The organism is Acidiphilium sp. 34-64-41 (genome assembly GCF_002282635.1).
In the GTDB taxonomy this organism is placed as follows: domain Bacteria; phylum Pseudomonadota; class Alphaproteobacteria; order Acetobacterales; family Acetobacteraceae; genus Acidiphilium; species Acidiphilium rubrum.
The window spans coordinates 1-19402 of record NZ_NCJX01000020.1; the positions used below are offsets into that span (position 1 = coordinate 1).

Here is a 19402-nt window from a genome sequence, read left to right on the forward strand (position 1 = left end):
TTCATGGAAGACCCCATCGTCCAAGCCCTGCTCGCCACCCACCCCAGCCTCGGCCGCATCCTCCGCCCGCTCCACACCATGCTCGGCCTGCGCTACCCAGCCATCATCAAACGCCCCAAAAAACACACGAGTTCCACCAAGCCCCGGCCCAAGCGCCCCCGCAAACCAAAGCGCCACCCCAGCTTCATGGACCAATACAAAATCAACCCCGACGGCAGCATCGACTTCACGCCGGAACAACTCCACGATATCCTCGGCCCGCCCCCACCGCCCGTGCCACCCTGGCACCAGCCGTTCATCCCCTCCTTCAATGTGAAAAAAATGTGGCGCAAAGGGCCATGATTTTTCACACCTAATTCGTTACGATATCGTAATAAATTAATCTACCTGCGGTGGCTCCGCACCAGCATGTCCAACCGCCGCCTCATCTCCTCCCGGCCCGCCACGCAGCCGTGCTCCAACCACCAGGCCCGCAGCGCGGCGAGCAATTCGCCCACCGCCGGTCCCGGCGCCACGCCCAGCGCGAGAACATCGCGACCCTGGAGCGGAAACACCGGCCGCGCCATCGCCGCAAGCCGCGCCCGCAGCGCGGCATATTCCACCCCGCCGGCCAGCCAAATGCGATCGATCAACGACTCCGCCGTCCAATCCGCCAGCGCACGCCGCAGTACCGCGTCATCATCATCCGCCCCCAGCAGCGGTGCCGCCTGGATCAGCGCAAGCCGGGAGCGTTCGGCATCCGATAATTTCAGCCGCGCCGCCAGTGCCGGATCGACCATCACCAACCCCGCGAACCGCAGCAACGGGTCCGCCGGCGCGCCGGCGGCAATCATGTCATCGAGCCCGCCGAGCAACCCGGCCTCGGGCAACATTGCCGCCAGCACCCCGGTGTCGCGCATCAAATGCAGCGCGCCACACGGGTCGGGTGCGGCAAGGATTTTCTTGATCTCCTGCCAGACGCGCTCCGCCGAGAGCTGCACAAGGCCCGGGTGCAGCGTGCGGATCGCTTCCAGCGCCGCCGGATCGGGTGCAGCGCTTGCATAGCGGGCAAAGAAGCGAAAAAACCGCAGAATACGCAAATAATCCTCGGTGATCCGCAAGGCCGGATCGCCGACGAAGCGCACAATCCCCGCCGCCAGATCGGCAGCCCCCCCGAAATAATCGTGCAGCGTGCCCGCGCGATCGACCGACATCGCGTTGATCGTGAAGTCGCGCCGCGCCGCGTCCTCCCGCCAGTCATCGATGAAGGCGATCGTCGCATGCCGCCCATCGGTCTCGACATCGCGCCGCAAGGTGGTGATCTCGAAACTCTGCGCGCCGACCAGGGCGGTGATCGTGCCATGGGCAAGCCCAGTCGGAATCGCCCGCAGCCCCGCCGCCTCGAGCCGCGCCACCACGGCATCGGGCGGCAGCGGACTGGCCAGATCGATATCGGCAACGGAACGCCCGGCCAACTGATCACGCACCGCGCCCCCCACGATGCGCGCTTCAGGGATGGCGCGCCACAGCTGGTCAAGTGCGGCGGACGCGGCCGGTTCCATGCCGGTCAGCCGGCCCGCAACGCCGTCGCCAGCCGGAGCAGGATCCACGCCGTCGCACCCCAGATCACATGATCAGGGTGCGGCCAGACCGGAAAATCGCGCGTGCCGCCGTGCCAGGTGCCGCGCCGCCACTCCGGCAATGCGGGGTCGAGCAGCGCATCGAGGCCGAGCGGAAAGATCGCCGCGACCTCGCCCGGCGCCGCGACAAACCGGGGTTCGCCATGGATCAGGGCGGTGATCGGCGTGATGTGAAAGCCGGTGCCGGTCGCGAAATCATCGAGCCGGCCGATCAATTCGACCTGCGCGGGATCGAGCCCGATTTCCTCCCACGCTTCGCGCAGTGCTGCGGCTTCGGGCGAGGCATCCGATGGATCGACCGAGCCGCCCGGTAGCGCCACCTGGCCCGCGTGGTGCAGCAGATGCGCCGAACGCCGGGTCAGCCAGACACCGCGCGCCGGCTCGATCGCGACCAGTACGGCAGCGGCTCTGGCATGGCTCGCGCAACCCTGGCTGCGGGGGCTGACCGCCGCATGGCTCAGCCGGCGGCGAATATCATCGGGGGTCATCACGGCGCCAGTGTGAACCGCACCGCCGCGCTGATCAATCCGTGCAGGAAGCCAATTCGCCCAGCGAGAAAAACACGCCCTGGCTCCAGACGCCGAGCACGCGCTTGCCGAATTTGATGCCGGGCTCGGCGAGCGCGACCAGCTCGTAATACACCGAGCGGCTCACCCGCGCCTCGATCGGGAACATCCCCGCGCCATCGCGCACATGTAAATAAGGCGTCGGTTCGCAGGTCAGCAGATTATGCGATACCCGCAGCCCGTGGCCTGGGCCGGCGGTGATCATCTCGTCGATATTGGTGCGAAAATGCAGCACCTGCGACTGGCCCTCGCCGCTCCACTCCAGCCCGACCGCAACGAACGGCGCATCCTCGACCGCGATCCGCCCGCGCTCGGCCGGCGTTTCGAGCAGGAAATGCCCCTCATCGTCGCGCTTGAGCACGCTGGCGAACAGGCACACCATCGATTTCCGCCCGATCGGCGAGCCGCGGTACATCCAGGTGCCGTCGCGCCGGATCACGAAGGGCAGGTCACCGCAATCGACCGGCACCCGCTTGCCGCCCCCGGCCGGCCCCGCTGGCTTGACCGCGCGCGGCGATGCGACCTCGGCGAAACCGGCAAACCGCATATTGTCCTGCCGTACCGCGCAATTGTCGTCCGACCCGTTCTGCGTCATGGTCTCCATCATCGGACTCATGACAGATTGTCCGGCACTGCGATGAATATCGTTCACAATCCTTAGCCTCTATGCTTCGACCTGATCGTTCATACATGCTGATATAGGCAGGCGATACTCTCGGTAAAACCACACAGGCGATCACAAATGACCAGCATATTGCAAAAAGATGGCGGCGAGGCGAGCGGGGCTGCCACACCGGATATCCTGGCCCGGTTCGCCGCCACCACGGCAAGGCTGGCCGCGGCACGCCAGGAGGTGCGCCGGGTGATTTTGGGGCAGGATGCGGTGATCGACCAATGCCTGGCGGCGGTGCTGTCGGGCGGCCATGCGCTGATCGTGGGCGTGCCCGGCCTCGGCAAGACCAAGCTGGTCGAGGCGCTGGCGGCCGCACTCGGCTTGGCGACACGGCGCATCCAGTGCACGCCCGATCTGATGCCGGGCGATATTCTCGGCAGCGAGGTGCTGGACTCCGATGCCGCCGGGGCGCGCAGCTTTCGTTTCATCGAAGGGCCGGTGTTCACCGAATTGCTGATGGCCGATGAAATCAACCGCGCCAGCCCGCGTACGCAATCGGCGCTGTTGCAGGCGATGGCGGAAAACCGGGTCGCGGTGGCGGGGTTGAACCGCGAGTTGCCGCGGCCGTTTCATGTGCTGGCGACGCAGAACCCGCTGGAACAGGAAGGCACCTACCCGCTGCCCGAGGCGCAGCTCGACCGGTTTATTTTCGAGATCCGGATCGATTATCCGAGCCTTGCCGATGAACGGGCGATGCTGCTGGCTACCACCGGCACCACGCAGACCCGGGTGAACGCCGCGCTCGATCCCGCAAGCCTGCTGGCGGCGCAGCATCTGGTGCGCGCCATGCCGGTGGGCGAGCGGGTGCTCGATGGCATCATGCGCCTGGTGCGCGGTGCGCGGCCGGAAACCCCGATCCTGCCGGAGCTGAAAGAGGCGCTCGCCTGGGGGCCGGGCCCGCGCGCGGCGCAGGCGCTGATGCTCGCGTGCCGGGCGCAGGCCTTGCTCGATGGCAGGGAGGCCCCGAGCCTCGATGATGTCGCAAGCCTCGCCGCCCCGGTGCTGCGGCATCGGATGGGGTTGTCGTTCGCGGCGCGCGCCGAGGGCGAAGGGGTCGAGGCGCTGATCGGCCGGGTGGTGACCAAGGCGCTTGGCTGATCATCGGGCGTCCGCACGCAACCGGATCGCCGCGGCCGAGGCGCTGGCGGCGCGGCTGCCGGCGCTGGTGCTGGCGGCACAGCGCCTGGCCGCGAGCGCGGCACCGGGCCGGCATGGCCGCCGCCGGGCCGGCGCGGGCGAGCAGTTCTGGCAGTATCGCGACGTGCGCGACGGCGATTCCCCCGCCAGCATCGACTGGCGGCGCAGCGCGCGCGGCGAGCGGCTGTATGTGCGCGAGCGCGAGTGGGAATCGGTCGAGACCCTGGTGATCGACGTGCAGGATCACGAGGGGATGGATTTCGCGGGCCAGACGAACCAGCCGACCAAGCGGGACCGCGCCTTGTTGCTGGCGCTGGCGCTTGCGGCGCTCGCCCTCGATGGCGGTGAGCGCGTCGCCCTGTTCGGCCGCACGCCCGCGTTCGGCGGGCCGGGCGCGCTCGATCGTCTGGCGGCGGGGTTCATGCTGGCGGCGAGCACGATGCCGGTGGCCGGGCGGCTCGCGCTGATCGGCGATTTTCTGGCACCCCCGGAGGCGATCGCCGCCGATCTGGCGCGGCACGGCGCGGCGGGTCGGGGTGGCGTGCTGGTGCAGGTGCTCGATGGCGCGGAGTGCGATTTTCCCTATCGCGGCCGGGTGCTGTTCGAACGGCGCGGCGAAGCGGCCGAGGATATCGCCCGCGCCGAAGACATCGCCGCCGCCTATCGGGCGCGCCTCGCCGCCCAGCGCGACGCGGTGATCGGCCTCGCCGAAGCCGCACGGCTGGTACCGCTGTTGCACCGGACCGACGCCGCACCCGGACCGGCGCTCGCCGCGATCCGCGCGGGGCTGGAGCCGGTTTCGTGATCGGGCCGATCAGCTTCGCCGCCCCCGCCATCCTCGCCGGGCTCGCGCTGCTGCCGGCGCTGTATTTCCTGCTGCGCGCCACCCCGCCAGCACCGCGCCGGCAGGAATTTCCGCCGCTGCGCCTGCTGCGCGACATCATGCCGACCGAGCGCACCCCGGTGCGGATGCCGTGGTGGCTGCTGCTGCTGCGCCTGCTGGGCGCGGCGCTGGTGATCATCGGCTTCGCCGGACCGCAGATCGTGCCGCCGCGCCTGCTGGCGGGCGCTGGGCCGGTGCTGCTCGCGATCGACAATGGCTGGGCCGCCGCAGCCGATTTCACCGCCCGCATCGCGGCGGCGCGGCATCTGGTGGATCAGGTGGCGGGCCAGCGCGGCATCGTGCTGCTCGCCACCGCGGGCAACGCCGCCGGCCAACCGCCGCGCGCGAGCGGCGTGCTCGGGCGGATCGGCGCGCTCGATGCGCTGGGCGCGCTGCACGCCGAACCCTGGCCGGCGGATCGCGCGGCGGCTGCTTCGGCGGTTGCGGCCGCGCGCCGGCGGATTGCCGGGCTGACCGGCGTGTACCTGGCGGATGGGCTGGGAGCACCGGGGTTGCGGCGGTTTCTCGCAGCACTCGATCCCGCACGGATCATCGCCGGTTCGCCGGATACAATACGCCTGTTGCAGTCGCCGAAGTTGAGCGCGGATGGTGCGCTGATCGCCCGCCTCGCGGTGGTGCCGCAGCAAAATGAAGTGACGCAGCCGGTGCTGGCCGAAGCCTCATCCGGGGCGGCGCTCGCGCGCATCGTGGTGCGCATCGCGCCGGGTGCGGCAAGCGGCGCGGCGCGGTTCGACCTGCCGGCAGCCCTTGCATCCCAAGTGACCTCGCTCGCGCTGCCGGGTGCGGCCGGACCCGGCGGGGTCATGCTGCTCGATGGCGCGACGCGGCAGATCGTGGTCGGGCTGGTTTCCGGCGGCACCGCCAATCCCGAGCAGAAACTGCTCGGCTCACTCTATTATGTGCGCCGCGCCCTGCCGCCGGGCAGCGTGGTGCGGACCGGGCGGATCGGCCCGCTGGTCGCCTCTGGCATCAGCGCGCTGATCCTGGCCGATGTGCCGTTGAACCCGGCCGATCGCAGCACGTTGGATCGGTTCATCGCCGGCGGCGGCGTGGTGATCCGCTTCGCCGGACCGCTGACGGCGCCGCAGCCTGATACGCTCACCCCGGATCACCTGCTGGATGGCGTGCGGATGCTGGGCGGCGCGCTGGCCAGCGGCAAACCCGAGCGGATTGCGGCGTTCGAGCGCGGCGGGCCGCTCGCCGGCCTCACGCCGCCGCGCGCGGCGACCGTCTCGCGCCAGATCCTGGCCGATCCCGCGACGCTCGACCCGGCGACCGTGTGGGCGCGCCTGTCGGACGGCACGCCGATCGTGCTCGGCGTGCGGCGCGGCCGGGGCGTGCTGGTGTCGGTGCTGACCACCGCCAACACCGCCTGGTCGAACTGGCCGATCGCGGCGGATTTTCCGGCGCTGATCGGCAGGCTGGTGCGCCTGGGCACCGGGGCGGCGCCGAAATCGGGCTTGCTGCGGCCGTTGCGGGTGCTCAACGGCATCGGCACGCTGGGCGTGCCGGGCGCGGGCGCGCGGCCGTTGGCGGTGGCGGATTTCGCTCATACCACCGTCGCGCCCGCGCATCCGCCCGGGTTATGGGGCGATGCGCAGGGGTCGATCGCGCTCAATATCGGCGGCCATGTGCCGCCCCTCGCGGCGGCGGCGCTGCCCGCCGGCGTGCCGGTGACCGGGCTGGATGCGCTGCCGCGCGCGCGCCGGTTCGGCCCGCCGATATTGGCCGCAGCACTGGCGCTGCTGCTGGCCGATCTGCTGATCTCGCTGCTGCTGCGCGGCGCGCTGCGGTGGCGGGCGGCTTTGGTGCTGCTCGCGCTGCTCGGCGGCGGGCATCGGGCGCGCGCGGCGACCCCAGTTCCGGCCGGCGCGCTGGCGCCGATGCTCGCCTATGTGCGGACCGGGGATCCCGCGATCGATCGCATCAGCCGCTCGGGGCTCGGCGCGATCGCCGATCTGGTCAACCAGGAAACCGCAGCGCATCTGGGTGCGCCGCGCGGCGTCACGCCGGGGGTAAGCCCGATCAATTTATATCCGCTGCTCTACTGGCCGATCACCGGCGCCACGCCGGCACCGGACGCCAAGGCGTGCCACGCGCTCGATGCGTTCATGGCCGGCGGCGGGTTGCTGGTGATCGATACCGATGGCGGCGGCAGCGATGCCGCCGGCTCCGGCGCCGGGTTCGACCCCGGGGCCGATGCGGCGCTGCACCGCGCCACGGCCTGCCTCGCCATTCCGCCGCTGGTGGCACTGACCGCGCAGGACACGCTGGCCCATACGTTTTTCCTTGCCCGCAGCTTTCCCGGCCGGTTCGACGGTGCGCCCGTGTTCATCGCCGCCAAGGGGGCGCGCGATGCCGATGGCGTCAGCCCGGTGGTGATCGGCTCGAACGACTGGGCGGGGGCCTGGGCGGTCGATGCTTCGGGCATGCCGGTGCGCGCCTTGCTGCCCGATACGCCCGGCCAGCGCGAGCACGCTGCCTGGTTCGGCGTCAATCTCGTGATGTACGCGCTGACCGGCACCTATAAATCCGATCAGGTGCAGATCCCGGCCATTTTGCGCCGGCTCGGGCAATAATGGCCTGGCCGATCCTGTTCGCACCGCTGGTGCCGGTGCCTGTGCTGGCGGTCCTGAGCACCGTGGCCATCGTGATCGTGCTGCTCGGGCTGCGCCGGCGCGCCCGTGGCACGCTGCTGCGCGCTTTGGGGTTCGCGCTGCTGCTGCTGGTCCTCGCCGGGCCGCGCTGGCAGGTGCAGACCACCACCGGCCTGCACGATATTGCGCTGGTGATCCGCGATCGATCGCCTTCGATGACGATCGGCCGGCGGGCCGCGATGAGCGATGCGGCGTTTCATCATCTGATGGCGCATGTGCCGCAGGATACCGATGTGCGCGTGGTGACGCTGCGCGGCGCGGGCGATGACGGCACCAAATTGTTCGGCACGATGCGCGATGCGCTGGCCACCATCCCGCCCGAACGGCTGGCCGGCATCATTGCCCTGACCGATGGCGAAGCGACCGATCGGCCCATCCCGATTCCCAAAGGCGTCGCGGTCTCCGGCTTGATTGCGGCGCGCGGCAACCAGACCGATCGGTCGCTCGATCTGATCGCGGCACCGCGCTACGGGCTGGTCGGGCATCATGTGGCGCTGCGGTTCGCGGTGCTCGATCACGGCGTGGCCGATCGCGGCACGCCGGTGCCGGTGACCGTTTCGGTCGATGGCAAGGCGGTTGCGCGGGTGATGGCGCCGGTCGGCAGCGCGATGACGGTGAAGCTGCGGATCGCGCACGCCGGTACATCGGTCGTCGCGGTGGCGGCAGAGCCGCTGGCGGGTGAGGTGTCGCGCGCCAATGATCAGGCGGTGTTCGATCTGGCGGGGGTGCGGCGGCGGCTGACGGTGCTGCTGATCGCCGGCGCGCCCAACCCCGGCCTGCGCACCTGGCGGTTGCTGCTCAAGGCCGACCCCGCCGTGCGGCTGGTCAATTTCACCATCCTCCGCCTGCCGACCGAACCGCTGGCCGCCCCGGTGAACGACATGGCGCTGATCCCGTTTCCAGTGAACCAGCTGTTCGGCCGCGACCTCGGCAAATTCGACCTGATCATCATGGACCAGTTCGCCAACGATGACCTGCTGCTGCCGCCCTACCTCGCCAACATCACCGCGCATGTCCGCGCCGGCGGCGCCCTGCTGGTTGAAACCGGCCCGGAATTCGAGGGCGAAAACTCACTCGCGCGCTCGCCGCTGGAGCCGATCCTGCCGGTGCAGCCGTTCGGCGACGGCACCGTGACCGGCGGGTTCACCCCGAAACTGACCGGCGATGGCAAGCGCGATCCGGTCACCGCAGCGCTCGCGCATGATCGTCTGGCACCATGGTATCGCTATGAAAGCGTGCAACAGACCGGCGGGGTCGCGCTGCTGCGCACACCGGGGCCTGCCCGTGCGCCGCTGCTGGTGCTTGCCCACGCCGGCAAGGGACGCGTCGCCGTACTGCTGTCCGACCAGTTCTGGCTCTGGGCGCGCGGCGCGCTCGCCCATGATCCGGCCATGGCGGGGCCGGCCGAAGCGCTGCTCCGGCGCACCGTGCACTGGCTGCTCGGCGAACCCTCGCTTGCGGCGCGGCAACTCACCGCGCAGTTCGACGGCACCACCCTCGATATCACCCGCCAATCGCTGAAAGGCGGGCCGCCCGGCTCGGCCATGGTCACCGATCCATCCGGTAAGACCACCACCATCGCCCTGCACGAGGCGGGGCCCGGCCGCTACCAGGCACGCCTCGCCGCAAACGCACAAGGTGTCTGGCAGGTCCGGGCGCACGGCATGACCGCCTACGCCGGCGCCGCCAACGACGATCCGGCGGAACAGGCCGATCTTGCCGCTTCCGACCGCATCATCGGCCCGCTTGCCAACCACACCGGCGGGCACATCATCTGGCTCGGCAAAACCCCGAACCCCAGCTGGTCCGGCCTGCTCCACCGCCGGCACGCCGCGCTGGTGACCGGTGAACGCGACATTCCCATCCCACCCGCGCTGCCAACCGCCATCCTGGCCCTCGCCCTCCTCACCGCGGCTTGGTGGCGCGAACGCGGCTGAGGCCTGGTGGGGTGGGGCACTGAGGGTAAGCAAGGCCAAGGGAATCTGGCCCTGGACGCCCGTTAACGACGGCGCCCAGAGTGAGGCTCGAGGGGTAAAAGCCCCCCGCCTTGCCGCCTACCCCCGTGCCAGACGGCTCAACGGCCTCCGCTAAACCCGCATCGCTTCCTGGGGCCGTTCGAATTTAGCAGCGGTTTGATTGGAGGTGCTGAGGGCTAGGTATGCGATGCCGGCGACCAGGGCCGAGATCAGGAACGAGATGTCGCCCAAGCCAGGGTGTGCGGCGGCGAAGGCGCCGACGAACAGCGGGTACTGGTTGAAAAACGGCACGCTGGCGGCGATGCCGATGATCCAGGCGACGAATCCGGCGCTGATCGTGCCGAGCCGCGAGTGTCGCCGCCCGAAGTGCCCGAGCAGGGTGACGACGATCCAGGGTGCGGTCCAGTAGCCGAGGAAGAACAGGAAATCCTCGTAATTCTTGATGAAATTGGTGGCGGCGAGCACCGAGATGATGGTGCCGATGACGCCGCACATCAGCGCGGCCTGGCTTTGTTTCAACCGGATGCCGAGTGCCAGCGACGAGAGTGTGGCCGAGTAGATGTTCAGGATATTGGCGCTGATGGTGCCGATCACGATGGCGATGATGAGCGGCGCGTGAAACCAGTGCGGCATCCAGGCGGTGAACAGATCGGATGGTTTGCTGAGGGCGACGGTCGCGCCGATGATGGCGCCGAGCACTTCCATCCATATGCACGAGATCAGCGTGCCCCAGAACGCGTTGATGAACACGGCGCGTTTGGTGGCGCCATTATCGCCTTGTTGGCGCAGATAGCGGGTGTAGTCCGACGAGTAGGGGATCCACCCCATCACATAGGCGGCGACGACCGAGGTGGTCAGGATGAAGGCGCCGGAGGTGCCGCCGACGTTCTTGAGCAATTTTGGCTGGGCGGCGGGCAGGTGCCCGATATGCGCCGCCGCAATGACGGTCAGCACGACGAAAATCGCGACCAGCAAATAGAAGAAATATTTTTCGGCCGCATGGATCAGGTCATGCCCGACCGCGGCAATCGCCACCTGCACCGCGCACAGCACCAGGATATTCAGGATCAGCCCGGTACCGAGCATGTATTGCAGCGCATAGCCGCCGATGATCGTATTGACCCCGAACCAGGAGAATCCGCCGAAAAAATTCAGGAACGAGGGTAGTTTATTGCCCCTGCGCCCGAACCATGCGGCGCCCTGGATCATCTGCGGCAGGCCGTACTCGACCCCGAGGGTTGAAAACAACGCCAGCAGGAGCGCGCCGATCACATTCCCCAGCACGATCGCGATGATCGCATCGGTCGCGGAAAGCCCGAACGCGCCGGTTGCGAGCGCGCCGGTGGTGATCGTGGCGAACTCCACATTCGCCGCCATCCACAGGCCGAACAGCGCCCGCGGCCGCCCGTGTGCCTCCGCCGGCGTAACGGGCATGATCCCTTTGCTCTCGATTGTCAGCGGTGCCGCCTCAGCCATCATGTCGCTCCCGGGCTTGATCTGTTGCGCTGCGGTAAGCAAGATTCGTGCCCGTTCAAAGAGCCGCTGTCATCCCCCTGTCATTCTAGTTTGCCCTAAACTTAGGCAGGTAAAGGTTAAGAAAGCGTTCGTCTTTGGAAAAAAGAACCAGGAATTTTTTGCAATCAGCCGAGCATCCGGCCGGCCACCGCGTCCAGCCGCGCCACCACCTCGGGGTCGCGCGCGGCGGACGGCGTGATGATCGCGTAATCCAGCGCATGATCGCACCCGGCGCTGCACACATGCCGCTCACCGCCCAGCCCCGGCACCACCGCCCGCACCAGGCCGCGCGCCTTGTCGGCATTGCCGAGCAGCACCTTCACCACCTGTTCCACCGTCACCGCCTCATGTTCGGTGTGCCAGCAGTCGAAATCGGTCACCATCGCCACGGTCGCGTAACAAATCTCCGCCTCGCGCGCGAGCTTTGCCTCCGGCATATTAGTCATGCCGATCACCGAACAGCCCCAACTGCGGTACAAATGGCTCTCCGCCCGCGTCGAAAACTGCGGCCCTTCCATCGCCAGATAGGTCCCGCCCCGTGTCACCGGCAGGCCCTGCTCAACCGCCGCGCGCTCCAGCGCATCGCCCAGCCGCCTGCACACCGGGTCCGCCATCGACACATGCGCGACACAGCCGGCGCCGAAAAAACTCTTGGCCCGCGCGAAGGTCCGATCGATGAACTGATCCACGATCACGAAATGCCCCGGCGGCAACGCGCCCTTCAGGCTGCCGACTGCCGAGAGCGACAGAATATCCGTCACCCCCGCGCGCTTCATCACGTCGATATTGGCCCGGTAGTTCAGATCGGTCGGCGATAATTTATGCCCCCGCCCGTGCCGCGGCAGAAATACCACCGAAACGCCGTCGAGCGTGCCGAACAGCAACTGGTCCGAAGCCTCGCCCCACGGGCTCGAAACCCGCTGCCAGCGTTGATCCTCCAGCCCCTCGATATCATACAGGCCTGAGCCGCCGATGATCCCGATCACCGGTGTCCGCACATCATCGCTCATCGCGTCATCCTCGTCGCCATCACAACAAACCCGACCACGCCGAGCACCAACAGGAAAAAAATCGCCCGCAGCCCGGTCGCCTTGCGCTCATCGAGCGTCGGGTCCGCCGTCCAGGCCAGGAACGCCGCGACATCATGCGCCATCACCGGCACGCTCGCCGCCTTGCCATCCGCCAGCATCACGGACCCCGGCTGCAACGCCGGTGCCATCGCAATCTGCCCGCCGGGATACGCGATATTGTAATAATGCCCCGGCAGCATCGTCATGTTCGGCAGCGCGGGCCGATAACCGGTCATCAAATCGACCACCGCAGCCGCGCCACGCCGATGCCCCGCCTCGTACAGCGACAGATCCCCGGCAATCGCACCGCCCGCGTCCGGCTTGGTCTTCGACAAGGCGGGCGGCTTGCCCTTGGCCAGCAGCGCCGTCACCTGCGCCGGCGTCAGCCCCAGCGACTGTAAATCACCGGGCGATACCAGGTTCAAACTATGGCACCGCGCGCAATTCGCCTGATAGGTCGCAAACCCGACCTGCAGTTCCGCCTTGTCGAACCCGCCGAACCACGACTGGAAGCCGAACTGCGGCACCCCCGCAAACGCCACCGCCGGCAGCAGCACCGCCAACGCGACCAGAATCGCCCGCATCACGCGACCCCCATTGTCGTCACCGCACGCGGCCGTTCGAACATCGTCACCAACGGCGTCACCACCAGAAAATGGATGAAAAACCAGATCGTCGCCAAATCCACCACGGCAGACCACACGCCGCCCGCCGGTGCCGCCGCCGCAATCGCCAGCACCGCCACATCGAGCGCCAGCACCACCACGAACCCGGCGTAAACCGGCCGCGCACCACCGGCCGAACCTTCCCCGCGATCCAGCCACGGCAGCGCGCCCACGAGCACCAGCGCCAGAATTGTCAGAAACGCGCCACCCCCCGGCGTCAGCCCGGCCCGCGCAAATCCATGAAATACCAGCAGATACCACGGCGGCACCGATTGCAACGGCACCGCCAGCGCGTCCGGCAGCACCGGCCCGACCGGATAACCCAACCCCGGATCGACCGTAATTATCAACCCGAAAATCAGCGCGAACAGCAAAAACGCCCCGAACAACTGCGGCGCATAGGCCGCCCGCGGCACCAGCCGCCCCGGTTGCGGCGGCGCCACCCGCACGGCGGCATAGCCCAGCGCCGCGATCAGCAGCACCAGAAACCCGATCGCGACATGCGCCATCGTCATATGCGCCACACTGGTCGCCCCCAGCCCATCGCCGCCCAGAAAATCCTGCGCCGCCGATACCCCGATCACCGGCACCGTCGCGACATGCGCCGCCATCGCCAGCATCGCCGCCTGCGCATCCGGCCCCCCGGTCATCGCAAACCCGTAAAACCCGACCACCAGGAACGCCGCGAACCGCACGATCTCGATCACCCAGGCCAATTCGCGCCGGTTGCGATACGCCGCGTGATAAATCCCGTGAAACAGCGCCCAATACACCACGATGAACAGCATCGTCGCGCCGTCGCGGTGCAAATCCACCATCAACCACCCGAACGGCACGTTCCGCGCATACTCGACCATCGATAGCGCCGCACCCCCCGGCGTCGGCACATAAGCAAGCCCGAGCCAGATGCCGCTCAGCGTCAGCACCGCCAACGCCACGCCCACCATCGCGCCGAACGAACACGCAAACGGCAGATTCTCGGGTACCTGATGGTCCTGCCAGATCGCGCGATACCACGCCGCCACCGGCAACCGCGCCGCCAACCACCCCGGCGCCGGTTGCGCGGCACCACCCAAGTCCGATCGCGCGTCACTCATGAATGCAACCCTTTCAGCATCACGGCTGCCCCTTTGGCCATCGGTGCCGCGCTCATCGCCGCGGCCGGCGGTCGCAACGCCGCCGCAAATCCCCAAACCAGCGCCAATACGGCCACCAGCACCAGGCCACCGAACAGGATTGGCAGAAACGGCCGCCGCTCCTCATCCAAATGTGCTCCGTGTTCAGGCCCACCTGCGCCCGCGCCGATTTCAGCCATCGATACCCTCGTCCATCCCGTTGTATTGCATCGCAATATCCCCTCGCATGACCCCAAACCGCCGAAATTTCAATACCGCGCGAATCGGCTATAACGACGGGCATGACCGCAGCACGCCCCGCCATCCCACACGAATCCCTTAAACCCGCCGCCCAGGCCTGGTTCGCCGAACTGCGCAACCGCATCTGCGCCGCCTTCGAATCGATCGAAGCCGAGCACGCCGGCGCGATGGCCGACCGCCCCGCCGGCCGCTTCACCATCACGCCCTGGACGCGCGAACCCGACGGCAAAAACCACCTCGAAGGCGGCGGCGAAATGGGCATCATGCGCGGCCGCGTGTTCGAGAAAGTCGGAGTCAACATCTCGATCGTCGGCGGCACCTTCAGCCCCGAATTCGCCAAATCCATCCCCGGCGCCGCCGAAGACCCCCGTTTCTGGGCCGCCGGCATCAGCCTGGTCTCCCACATGCACAGCCCGCGCGTACCCGCCGCCCACATGAACACCCGCATGATCGTCACCTCCAAAGGCTGGTTCGGCGGCGGCGGCGACCTCACCCCCCTCCAACCCGGCACCGAAGCCGCCCAGGCCGATGCCGCCACCTTCCACGCCGCCTTCCAGCACGCCTGCGACGCCCACAACCCCGAATACTATCCAAAATTCAAAAAATGGTGCGACGAATACTTCTTCCTCCCCCACCGCAACGAAACCCGCGGCGCCGGCGGCATCTTCTACGACTACCTCGAATCCAACCCCGAAGCCGACTTCGCCTTCACGCGTGACGTCGGCCTCGCCTTCCTCCAATCCTACCCCGCCATCATCCGCCGCCGCATGAACGAGGCCTGGACCGCCGAAGAACGCGAAGCCCAACTCATCCGCCGCGGCCGCTACGTCGAATTCAACCTGCTCTATGATCGCGGCACCACCTTCGGCCTCAAGACCGGCGGTAATACCGAGGCTATTTTGATGAGCATGCCGCCTGAGGTGAAGTGGCCTTAGGATAGGGCGGAAAGGTTAAGGAAGGACTTATTTTGAAAGATACGGAAAAAAAATTTCTCACTTTGGGGTGCGGCGTTTGAACCGGCACGGACTCAAGTTGATCAAGTTATTTTTAATTCTTTTTGCTCAAAAAAGACCTTCCTTTGAACTTGCTCAAACCAGCAATAGGGAATGATTGATCATGACTAACTCTAATCTGCAACCATTGGCAGCGCCGCGCGTGATTTCGCCTTCCGGGGCGGTGAGGCTGATCGGGCAGCCGGGGGTTCTGTTCATTGATGTGCGCGAGGCGGGCGAATTGGCGCAGACCGGCACGATCCAGGGGGCGTTGCATGTGCCGCGCGGATCGATCGGGCAGCGTGCCGATCCGCAGAATCCGGATCGTGATGAGGCGCTGGTGGCGGCGCGGCATCTGGTGGTGTTTTGTGCGGTCGGGATGCGTGCGACGCTGGCGGCTCAGACGCTGATGGCGCTGGGGTATCCCGAGATCACCTGCGTCGTCGAGGGTGGATTTGCGGCGATGTAGCAGGCAGGCGCGCCGACCGCGTGAATCTCGCGGGCGAAACCACCCATGCCCCAGTTTCAAAAAGTTTTTTGCTTCTTTTTTCCAAAAAAGAAGTGCTGTCTTCCCCTGCGCCCGACATCCGCAGTTCAGGCACCTTGTGTGGTGTCGCTGCGGCCGCGTGACAGCATGACGTAGAGTCCGGCGGCGATGATGCCGCCGATGAACAGCGAGAAGGTTTTCAATTCGCCGGGGACGAAGCCGGTGCCGATGGCGATCAGGCTTGCGATGATGACGGATTTGACCGCGACCGGGTTGAAGCCGTTGCTGTACCAATAGGTATCGCCGGGGCGGTCGCTGAACAGGGCCGGGACGTCGATTTTCTGGGCTTTCACCAGGTAGAAATCGGCGAGCAGGATGCCGTAGAGCGGACCGATCGCGGCGGCGAGCAGATCGACCGTGTAGTGGATGGCGGCAGGGTTGTTGAACAGGTTCCACGGTGTCAGGAAGACCGAGCCGACGGCGGCGATCATGCCGCCCATGCGGAAGCTGATCCGGCTGGGGGCGCAGTTCGAAAAATCGAAGGCGGGCGAGACGAAGTTCGCGACGATGTTGATGCCGATGGTGGCGGTGACGAAGGTGAAGGCGCCGAGCAGGGCGGCGGTGGTGTTGCCGATTTTGCCGACCGTGATGACCGGATCGGTGATCATGTGGCCGAACACCGGGATGGTGCCGGAGACGACGACGACGGTGACGATGGAGAACAGCAGGAAATTGACCGGCAGGCCCCAGAAATTGCCTTTGCGGACATCCGCGTTGCTGCCGCAGTAGCGGGCAAAATCGGCGAAGTTCAGCGTGGGGCCTGCGAAGTAGCCAGCGACTAGGGCGATAGCGAGGATCATTTGCCAGAGGATGGCGCCGCCGTGCAGCGGGGTGGCGGCGAGGTTGAAGCTGATGTGGCCGATGCCGGCTTGCGACACGATCCAGAGGGCGAGGGCGAACATGACGGCGTAGACGGCGGGGCCCGCCCAGTCGATGAAGCGTTTGATGCTTTCCATGCCCTGCCAGAACACGATGGCCTGGAGCGACCAGACGAGGAGGAAGCTGATCCAGCCGAGTTCGGACAGGCCGAGGAAGCTGGTTTTTTCGAGGGCGGCGCTGGCGGGATCGAATTTCAGGATCAGGATGTTGAGGGCGCCGGATGCGAGGTAGGTTTGGATACCGTACCAGACGACGGCGATGGCGCCGCGTATGACGGCGGCGATGTTGGCGCCGAACACGCCGAACGAGACGCGGGCGACCACGGCGTAGGGCACGGCGGCCTGCTGGCCCATTTTACCGAGCAGATTGGCGAAGACCTGCACGATGGAGATGCCGATCAGCAGGCTGATCAGGACTTGCCAGCCGGTGAGGCCGGAGGCGAACAGGCTGGCGGCGAAGACGTAGCCGCCGACGCTGTGGACGTCTGCCATCCAGAACGCGAAAATGTTGTACCAGGTCCAGCTTTGCGATTTTCCTGGCGCGACATCGGACCCGATCCGCGCGAGGGGGGCGAGATCGTCGTTATAGAGTCGGTCGGAGTAGGGTGCGGCGACCGAGCCGGCGTTGGGGCCGGCGTTGGGGCCGGCGATGGGCGTGGCGATGGTGAAATCACTCATGGCAGGCTCCTGTTAGGTTGGTAGGCGGAGCCGTCGCGCTGTTGTTTCCCCTAGACCTTGGTGCCGTTCCGGCTTGTCTGGTCTGTTCAATCTGCGCATATTCGGCGGATCGTCGCCACGCTGTCAACAAAAATCAGGTCGATTGTGAACAATATTGGGGTTCTGAACGTCGATTCCGAGGCGGCCGCTGGATGGAGCGCCGGTTTGGCGCCGCGCGCGATCAGCGGATTGACCGAGGCGGAGACTGCGATTTTTGTCGCCGTGCGTGGCGCGATCGTGGAGCAGCGGTTGCTGCCGGGGACCAGGCTGATCGAGGAAGAACTCGCCGCGATCTATCAGGCGAGCCGCATGCGCATCCGGCGGGTGCTGCTGGCGCTGGCGCATGAGGGGGTGATCGACCTGCCGCCCGGGCGGGGTGCCACGGTGGCGTGTCCGACACCGGATGAGGCGCGGTCGGTGTTTCAGGCGCGCCGGTTGATCGAGGTCGGCATGGTCGAGGCGCAGGTGGGGCCGATTGCGCCGGCGCTGGCCGGGGTGTTGCGCGCGTGCTGCGATGCCGAGACCGAAGCCGGGCTTGTGGGGGATCGGGCCCGGATGATTGCCGCTTCCGGGCGGTTTCACGTGGAATTGACCCGCGGCCTGGGGAATTCGGTGCTGGTCGAGTTTGTTTCGAACCTGGTCGGCCGTTCATCGCTGATCATTGCGTTGTTCCAGCGCCATCCGGCGCTGTGCTGCCGGATGGATGACCATCAACGATTGCTCGATGCGCTGGTGGCGGGGCGGGTGAAGGCGGCGGCGGGGTTGATGCGCGCGCATCTCGCCGCGATCGAGGCGGGGCTGGATGTGGCGATGACGCCGACGGAAACGAGCGATTTACGGTTTGTCCTGGGGCGGCCCGACGCCGGATAAGGTGGGGTTCTGGCTCCAAGTTCCGCCTTATGAAACCCGTGTCCAGGAATTGCCATGGCGCTGATGACGCGGTATGGACAAAACCGTTAAAAGACGTCCAGTCTGCATAATCGCCCAGTCCAAGACCGAATTCAAAATAGGGGGAACCATGACCGATCAAATCGACGAACAGGCCGCTGCACGCGCTGCGCGCCATCTGCCACGCCGCGCCGTGATGAACGGGGTTTCGCTCGCTGGTGCTGCCGCGCTGATCGCGGCCGGCACGCGCGGCGCCCAGGCGGCAACGGCGGCACCGTTTCCGACGCATCCGCGCTGGAAATTCGTGTTCGTGAACCACGTCACGACCAATCCGTTCTTCGTGCCGACGCAATACGGCATCCACGATGCCTGTGCGCTGCTCGGCTGCGAGTATCAGTGGACCGGATCGCAGACCTCGAACGTGTCGCACATGGTGAACGCGATGAATGTCGCGATTGCCGGCAAGGCGGATGCGATCGCGGTGCCGATTGTCGACCCGACGGCGTTCAATGCGCCGACCAACAAGGCGCTGGCGGCCGGGATTCCGGTGTTTGCGTATAATGCCGATGCGCCGGCGACATCGGGCAACAAGCGGCTCGCCTATATCGGGCAGGATCTGTTCAAATCCGGCTATCAGATGGGCGAAAAAATCGTCAAGCTGGTGGGATCGGGCGATGTCGCGCTGTTCATTGCAACGCCGGGGCAGTTGAACATTCAGCCGCGCATCGATGGTGCGGCCGCCGCGATCAAGAAGCTCGGCAAGGGCATCACCTATCAGGAGATCACCACCGGGCCGACGGTGAACGAGGAATTGACCAAGATCAAGGCGTATTACCTCGGGCATCAATCGGTCAAAGGGATGTTCGCGGTCGATGCGGGCAGCACGCAGGGCGTGGGTGAAGTGATGCAGCAGTTCGGCCTCGCCAAGAAGGGTATCCATGGCGGTGGGTTTGATCTGTTGCCCAAAACGCTTGATCTGATCAACGAAGGGCATCTGGATTTCACGATCGATCAGCAGCCTTACCTTCAGGGTTTTTATACCGTGATGGAAATGTTCATGTACAAGGCGTCCGGCGGGCTGGTCGGGCCGGCCGATGTGAATACGGGGCTTAAGTTCATCGATAAGAGCTCGGTCAAGCCGTATCTCGATACCAAGACACGCTATGAGGGCAATTCGTCGAAAGCCGCGATCGTGCCGCGGAGCGGCGCGATTGCCGGCTGA

General features: G+C 66.7%; 17 protein-coding genes and 1 pseudogene. 9 read left to right on the forward strand and 9 right to left on the reverse strand.

Annotation, left to right across the window (positions count from 1 at the left end):
* Positions 1 to 342, forward strand: a pseudogene (locus B7X49_RS06185) (hypothetical protein); the annotation flags it as partial.
* Positions 343 to 383: 41 nt separating this feature from the next.
* Here the strand turns inward: B7X49_RS06185 and B7X49_RS06190 are convergent.
* The 3 genes from B7X49_RS06190 to B7X49_RS06200 are packed head-to-tail and all read right to left on the reverse strand — an operon-like array spanning position 384 to position 2801.
* Positions 384 to 1541, reverse strand: a complete 1158-nt coding sequence (locus B7X49_RS06190; protein WP_408735570.1) for a CCA tRNA nucleotidyltransferase — start codon at positions 1539 to 1541, stop codon at positions 384 to 386.
* Between the two features lie 5 nt (positions 1542 to 1546).
* Positions 1547 to 2107 (reverse strand): CoA pyrophosphatase, encoded by a 561-nt coding sequence (locus tag B7X49_RS06195; RefSeq protein WP_286703976.1) that lies wholly within the window; start codon positions 2105 to 2107, stop codon positions 1547 to 1549.
* Between the two features lie 34 nt (positions 2108 to 2141).
* Positions 2142 to 2801 carry a DUF1285 domain-containing protein gene (locus B7X49_RS06200; protein WP_286703954.1) on the reverse strand — a complete coding sequence of 220 codons (660 nt, stop codon included), beginning with the start codon at positions 2799 to 2801 and terminating at the stop codon, positions 2142 to 2144.
* Between the two features lie 126 nt (positions 2802 to 2927).
* Between B7X49_RS06200 and B7X49_RS06205 the strand changes: the two genes are divergently transcribed.
* From B7X49_RS06205 to B7X49_RS06220, 4 genes are read left to right on the forward strand one after another with little or no spacing between them, the layout of a single operon-like run.
* Positions 2928 to 3956 carry a MoxR family ATPase gene (locus B7X49_RS06205; protein ID WP_081849135.1) on the forward strand — a complete coding sequence of 343 codons (1029 nt, stop codon included), beginning with the start codon at positions 2928 to 2930 and terminating at the stop codon, positions 3954 to 3956.
* Complete coding sequence (locus B7X49_RS06210; RefSeq protein WP_286703955.1) at positions 3949 to 4800, forward strand: DUF58 domain-containing protein; 852 nt, start codon at positions 3949 to 3951, stop codon at positions 4798 to 4800. Before B7X49_RS06205 ends, B7X49_RS06210 begins: the two co-directional genes overlap by 8 nt.
* Entirely contained in the window at positions 4797 to 7478 is a 2682-nt protein-coding gene (locus B7X49_RS06215; protein ID WP_286703956.1) for a DUF4159 domain-containing protein, read from the forward strand. Before B7X49_RS06210 ends, B7X49_RS06215 begins: the two co-directional genes overlap by 4 nt.
* Positions 7478 to 9493 carry a hypothetical protein gene (locus B7X49_RS06220; RefSeq protein WP_286703957.1) on the forward strand — a complete coding sequence of 672 codons (2016 nt, stop codon included), beginning with the start codon at positions 7478 to 7480 and terminating at the stop codon, positions 9491 to 9493. The genes B7X49_RS06215 and B7X49_RS06220 overlap by 1 nt, the downstream gene beginning before the upstream one ends.
* A gap of 150 nt (positions 9494 to 9643) precedes the next feature.
* Here B7X49_RS06220 and B7X49_RS06225 read toward each other — a convergent pair whose 3' ends face one another.
* From B7X49_RS06225 to B7X49_RS06245, 5 genes are all read right to left on the reverse strand, one after another.
* A complete protein-coding gene (locus tag B7X49_RS06225; RefSeq protein WP_286703958.1) occupies positions 9644 to 11008 on the reverse strand; it encodes a cytosine permease in 1365 nt (454 codons plus the stop codon).
* A gap of 164 nt (positions 11009 to 11172) precedes the next feature.
* Positions 11173 to 12057 carry an S-methyl-5'-thioadenosine phosphorylase gene (locus B7X49_RS06230; RefSeq protein ID WP_286703959.1) on the reverse strand — a complete coding sequence of 295 codons (885 nt, stop codon included), beginning with the start codon at positions 12055 to 12057 and terminating at the stop codon, positions 11173 to 11175.
* Positions 12054 to 12701, reverse strand: a complete 648-nt coding sequence (locus B7X49_RS06235) for a cytochrome c1 (RefSeq protein WP_286703960.1) — start codon at positions 12699 to 12701, stop codon at positions 12054 to 12056. Before B7X49_RS06235 ends, B7X49_RS06230 begins: the two co-directional genes overlap by 4 nt.
* Positions 12701 to 13879, reverse strand: coding sequence for a cytochrome b N-terminal domain-containing protein (locus B7X49_RS06240; RefSeq protein ID WP_286703961.1), 1179 nt, complete (start codon positions 13877 to 13879; stop codon positions 12701 to 12703). Before B7X49_RS06240 ends, B7X49_RS06235 begins: the two co-directional genes overlap by 1 nt.
* On the reverse strand, positions 13876 to 14049 hold the full coding sequence (locus tag B7X49_RS06245) for a hypothetical protein (protein ID WP_286703962.1): 174 nt from the start codon (positions 14047 to 14049) through the stop codon (positions 13876 to 13878). Before B7X49_RS06245 ends, B7X49_RS06240 begins: the two co-directional genes overlap by 4 nt.
* 150 nt (positions 14050 to 14199) lie before the next feature.
* Here B7X49_RS06245 and hemF point away from each other — a divergent pair, with 150 nt between their 5' ends.
* Together hemF and B7X49_RS06255 are read left to right on the forward strand one after the other, a co-directional pair.
* A complete protein-coding gene (hemF, locus tag B7X49_RS06250; protein WP_286703963.1) occupies positions 14200 to 15093 on the forward strand; it encodes an oxygen-dependent coproporphyrinogen oxidase in 894 nt (297 codons plus the stop codon).
* 181 nt (positions 15094 to 15274) lie between these two features.
* Positions 15275 to 15619 (forward strand): rhodanese-like domain-containing protein, encoded by a 345-nt coding sequence (locus tag B7X49_RS06255; protein ID WP_286703964.1) that lies wholly within the window; start codon positions 15275 to 15277, stop codon positions 15617 to 15619.
* Between the two features lie 125 nt (positions 15620 to 15744).
* On the opposite strand, the gene B7X49_RS06260 is transcribed toward B7X49_RS06255, so the two are convergent.
* Positions 15745 to 17253, reverse strand: a complete 1509-nt coding sequence (locus B7X49_RS06260) for an NCS1 family nucleobase:cation symporter-1 (protein WP_286703965.1) — start codon at positions 17251 to 17253, stop codon at positions 15745 to 15747.
* 144 nt (positions 17254 to 17397) lie between these two features.
* Here B7X49_RS06260 and B7X49_RS06265 point away from each other — a divergent pair, with 144 nt between their 5' ends.
* Together B7X49_RS06265 and B7X49_RS06270 are read left to right on the forward strand one after the other, a co-directional pair.
* Positions 17398 to 18162 (forward strand): GntR family transcriptional regulator, encoded by a 765-nt coding sequence (locus tag B7X49_RS06265; protein WP_286703966.1) that lies wholly within the window; start codon positions 17398 to 17400, stop codon positions 18160 to 18162.
* 148 nt (positions 18163 to 18310) lie between these two features.
* Positions 18311 to 19402 carry a sugar ABC transporter substrate-binding protein gene (locus B7X49_RS06270; protein WP_286703967.1) on the forward strand — a complete coding sequence of 364 codons (1092 nt, stop codon included), beginning with the start codon at positions 18311 to 18313 and terminating at the stop codon, positions 19400 to 19402.

Coding starts and splice junctions, on each gene's coding strand:
- B7X49_RS06190 (WP_408735570.1), bottom strand. CDS start 1,541: ATGGAACCGGCCGCGTCCGCCGCACTTGACCAGCTGTGGCGCGCCATC.
- B7X49_RS06195 (WP_286703976.1), bottom strand. CDS start 2,107: ATGACCCCCGATGATATTCGCCGCCGGCTGAGCCATGCGGCGGTCAGC.
- B7X49_RS06200 (WP_286703954.1), bottom strand. CDS start 2,801: ATGAGTCCGATGATGGAGACCATGACGCAGAACGGGTCGGACGACAAT.
- B7X49_RS06205 (WP_081849135.1), top strand. CDS start 2,928: ATGACCAGCATATTGCAAAAAGATGGCGGCGAGGCGAGCGGGGCTGCC.
- B7X49_RS06220 (WP_286703957.1), top strand. CDS start 7,478: ATGGCCTGGCCGATCCTGTTCGCACCGCTGGTGCCGGTGCCTGTGCTG.
- B7X49_RS06225 (WP_286703958.1), bottom strand. CDS start 11,008: ATGGCTGAGGCGGCACCGCTGACAATCGAGAGCAAAGGGATCATGCCC.
- B7X49_RS06230 (WP_286703959.1), bottom strand. CDS start 12,057: ATGAGCGATGATGTGCGGACACCGGTGATCGGGATCATCGGCGGCTCA.
- B7X49_RS06235 (WP_286703960.1), bottom strand. CDS start 12,701: ATGCGGGCGATTCTGGTCGCGTTGGCGGTGCTGCTGCCGGCGGTGGCG.
- B7X49_RS06240 (WP_286703961.1), bottom strand. CDS start 13,879: ATGAGTGACGCGCGATCGGACTTGGGTGGTGCCGCGCAACCGGCGCCG.
- hemF (WP_286703963.1), top strand. CDS start 14,200: ATGACCGCAGCACGCCCCGCCATCCCACACGAATCCCTTAAACCCGCC.
- B7X49_RS06255 (WP_286703964.1), top strand. CDS start 15,275: ATGACTAACTCTAATCTGCAACCATTGGCAGCGCCGCGCGTGATTTCG.
- B7X49_RS06260 (WP_286703965.1), bottom strand. CDS start 17,253: ATGAGTGATTTCACCATCGCCACGCCCATCGCCGGCCCCAACGCCGGC.
- B7X49_RS06270 (WP_286703967.1), top strand. CDS start 18,311: ATGACCGATCAAATCGACGAACAGGCCGCTGCACGCGCTGCGCGCCAT.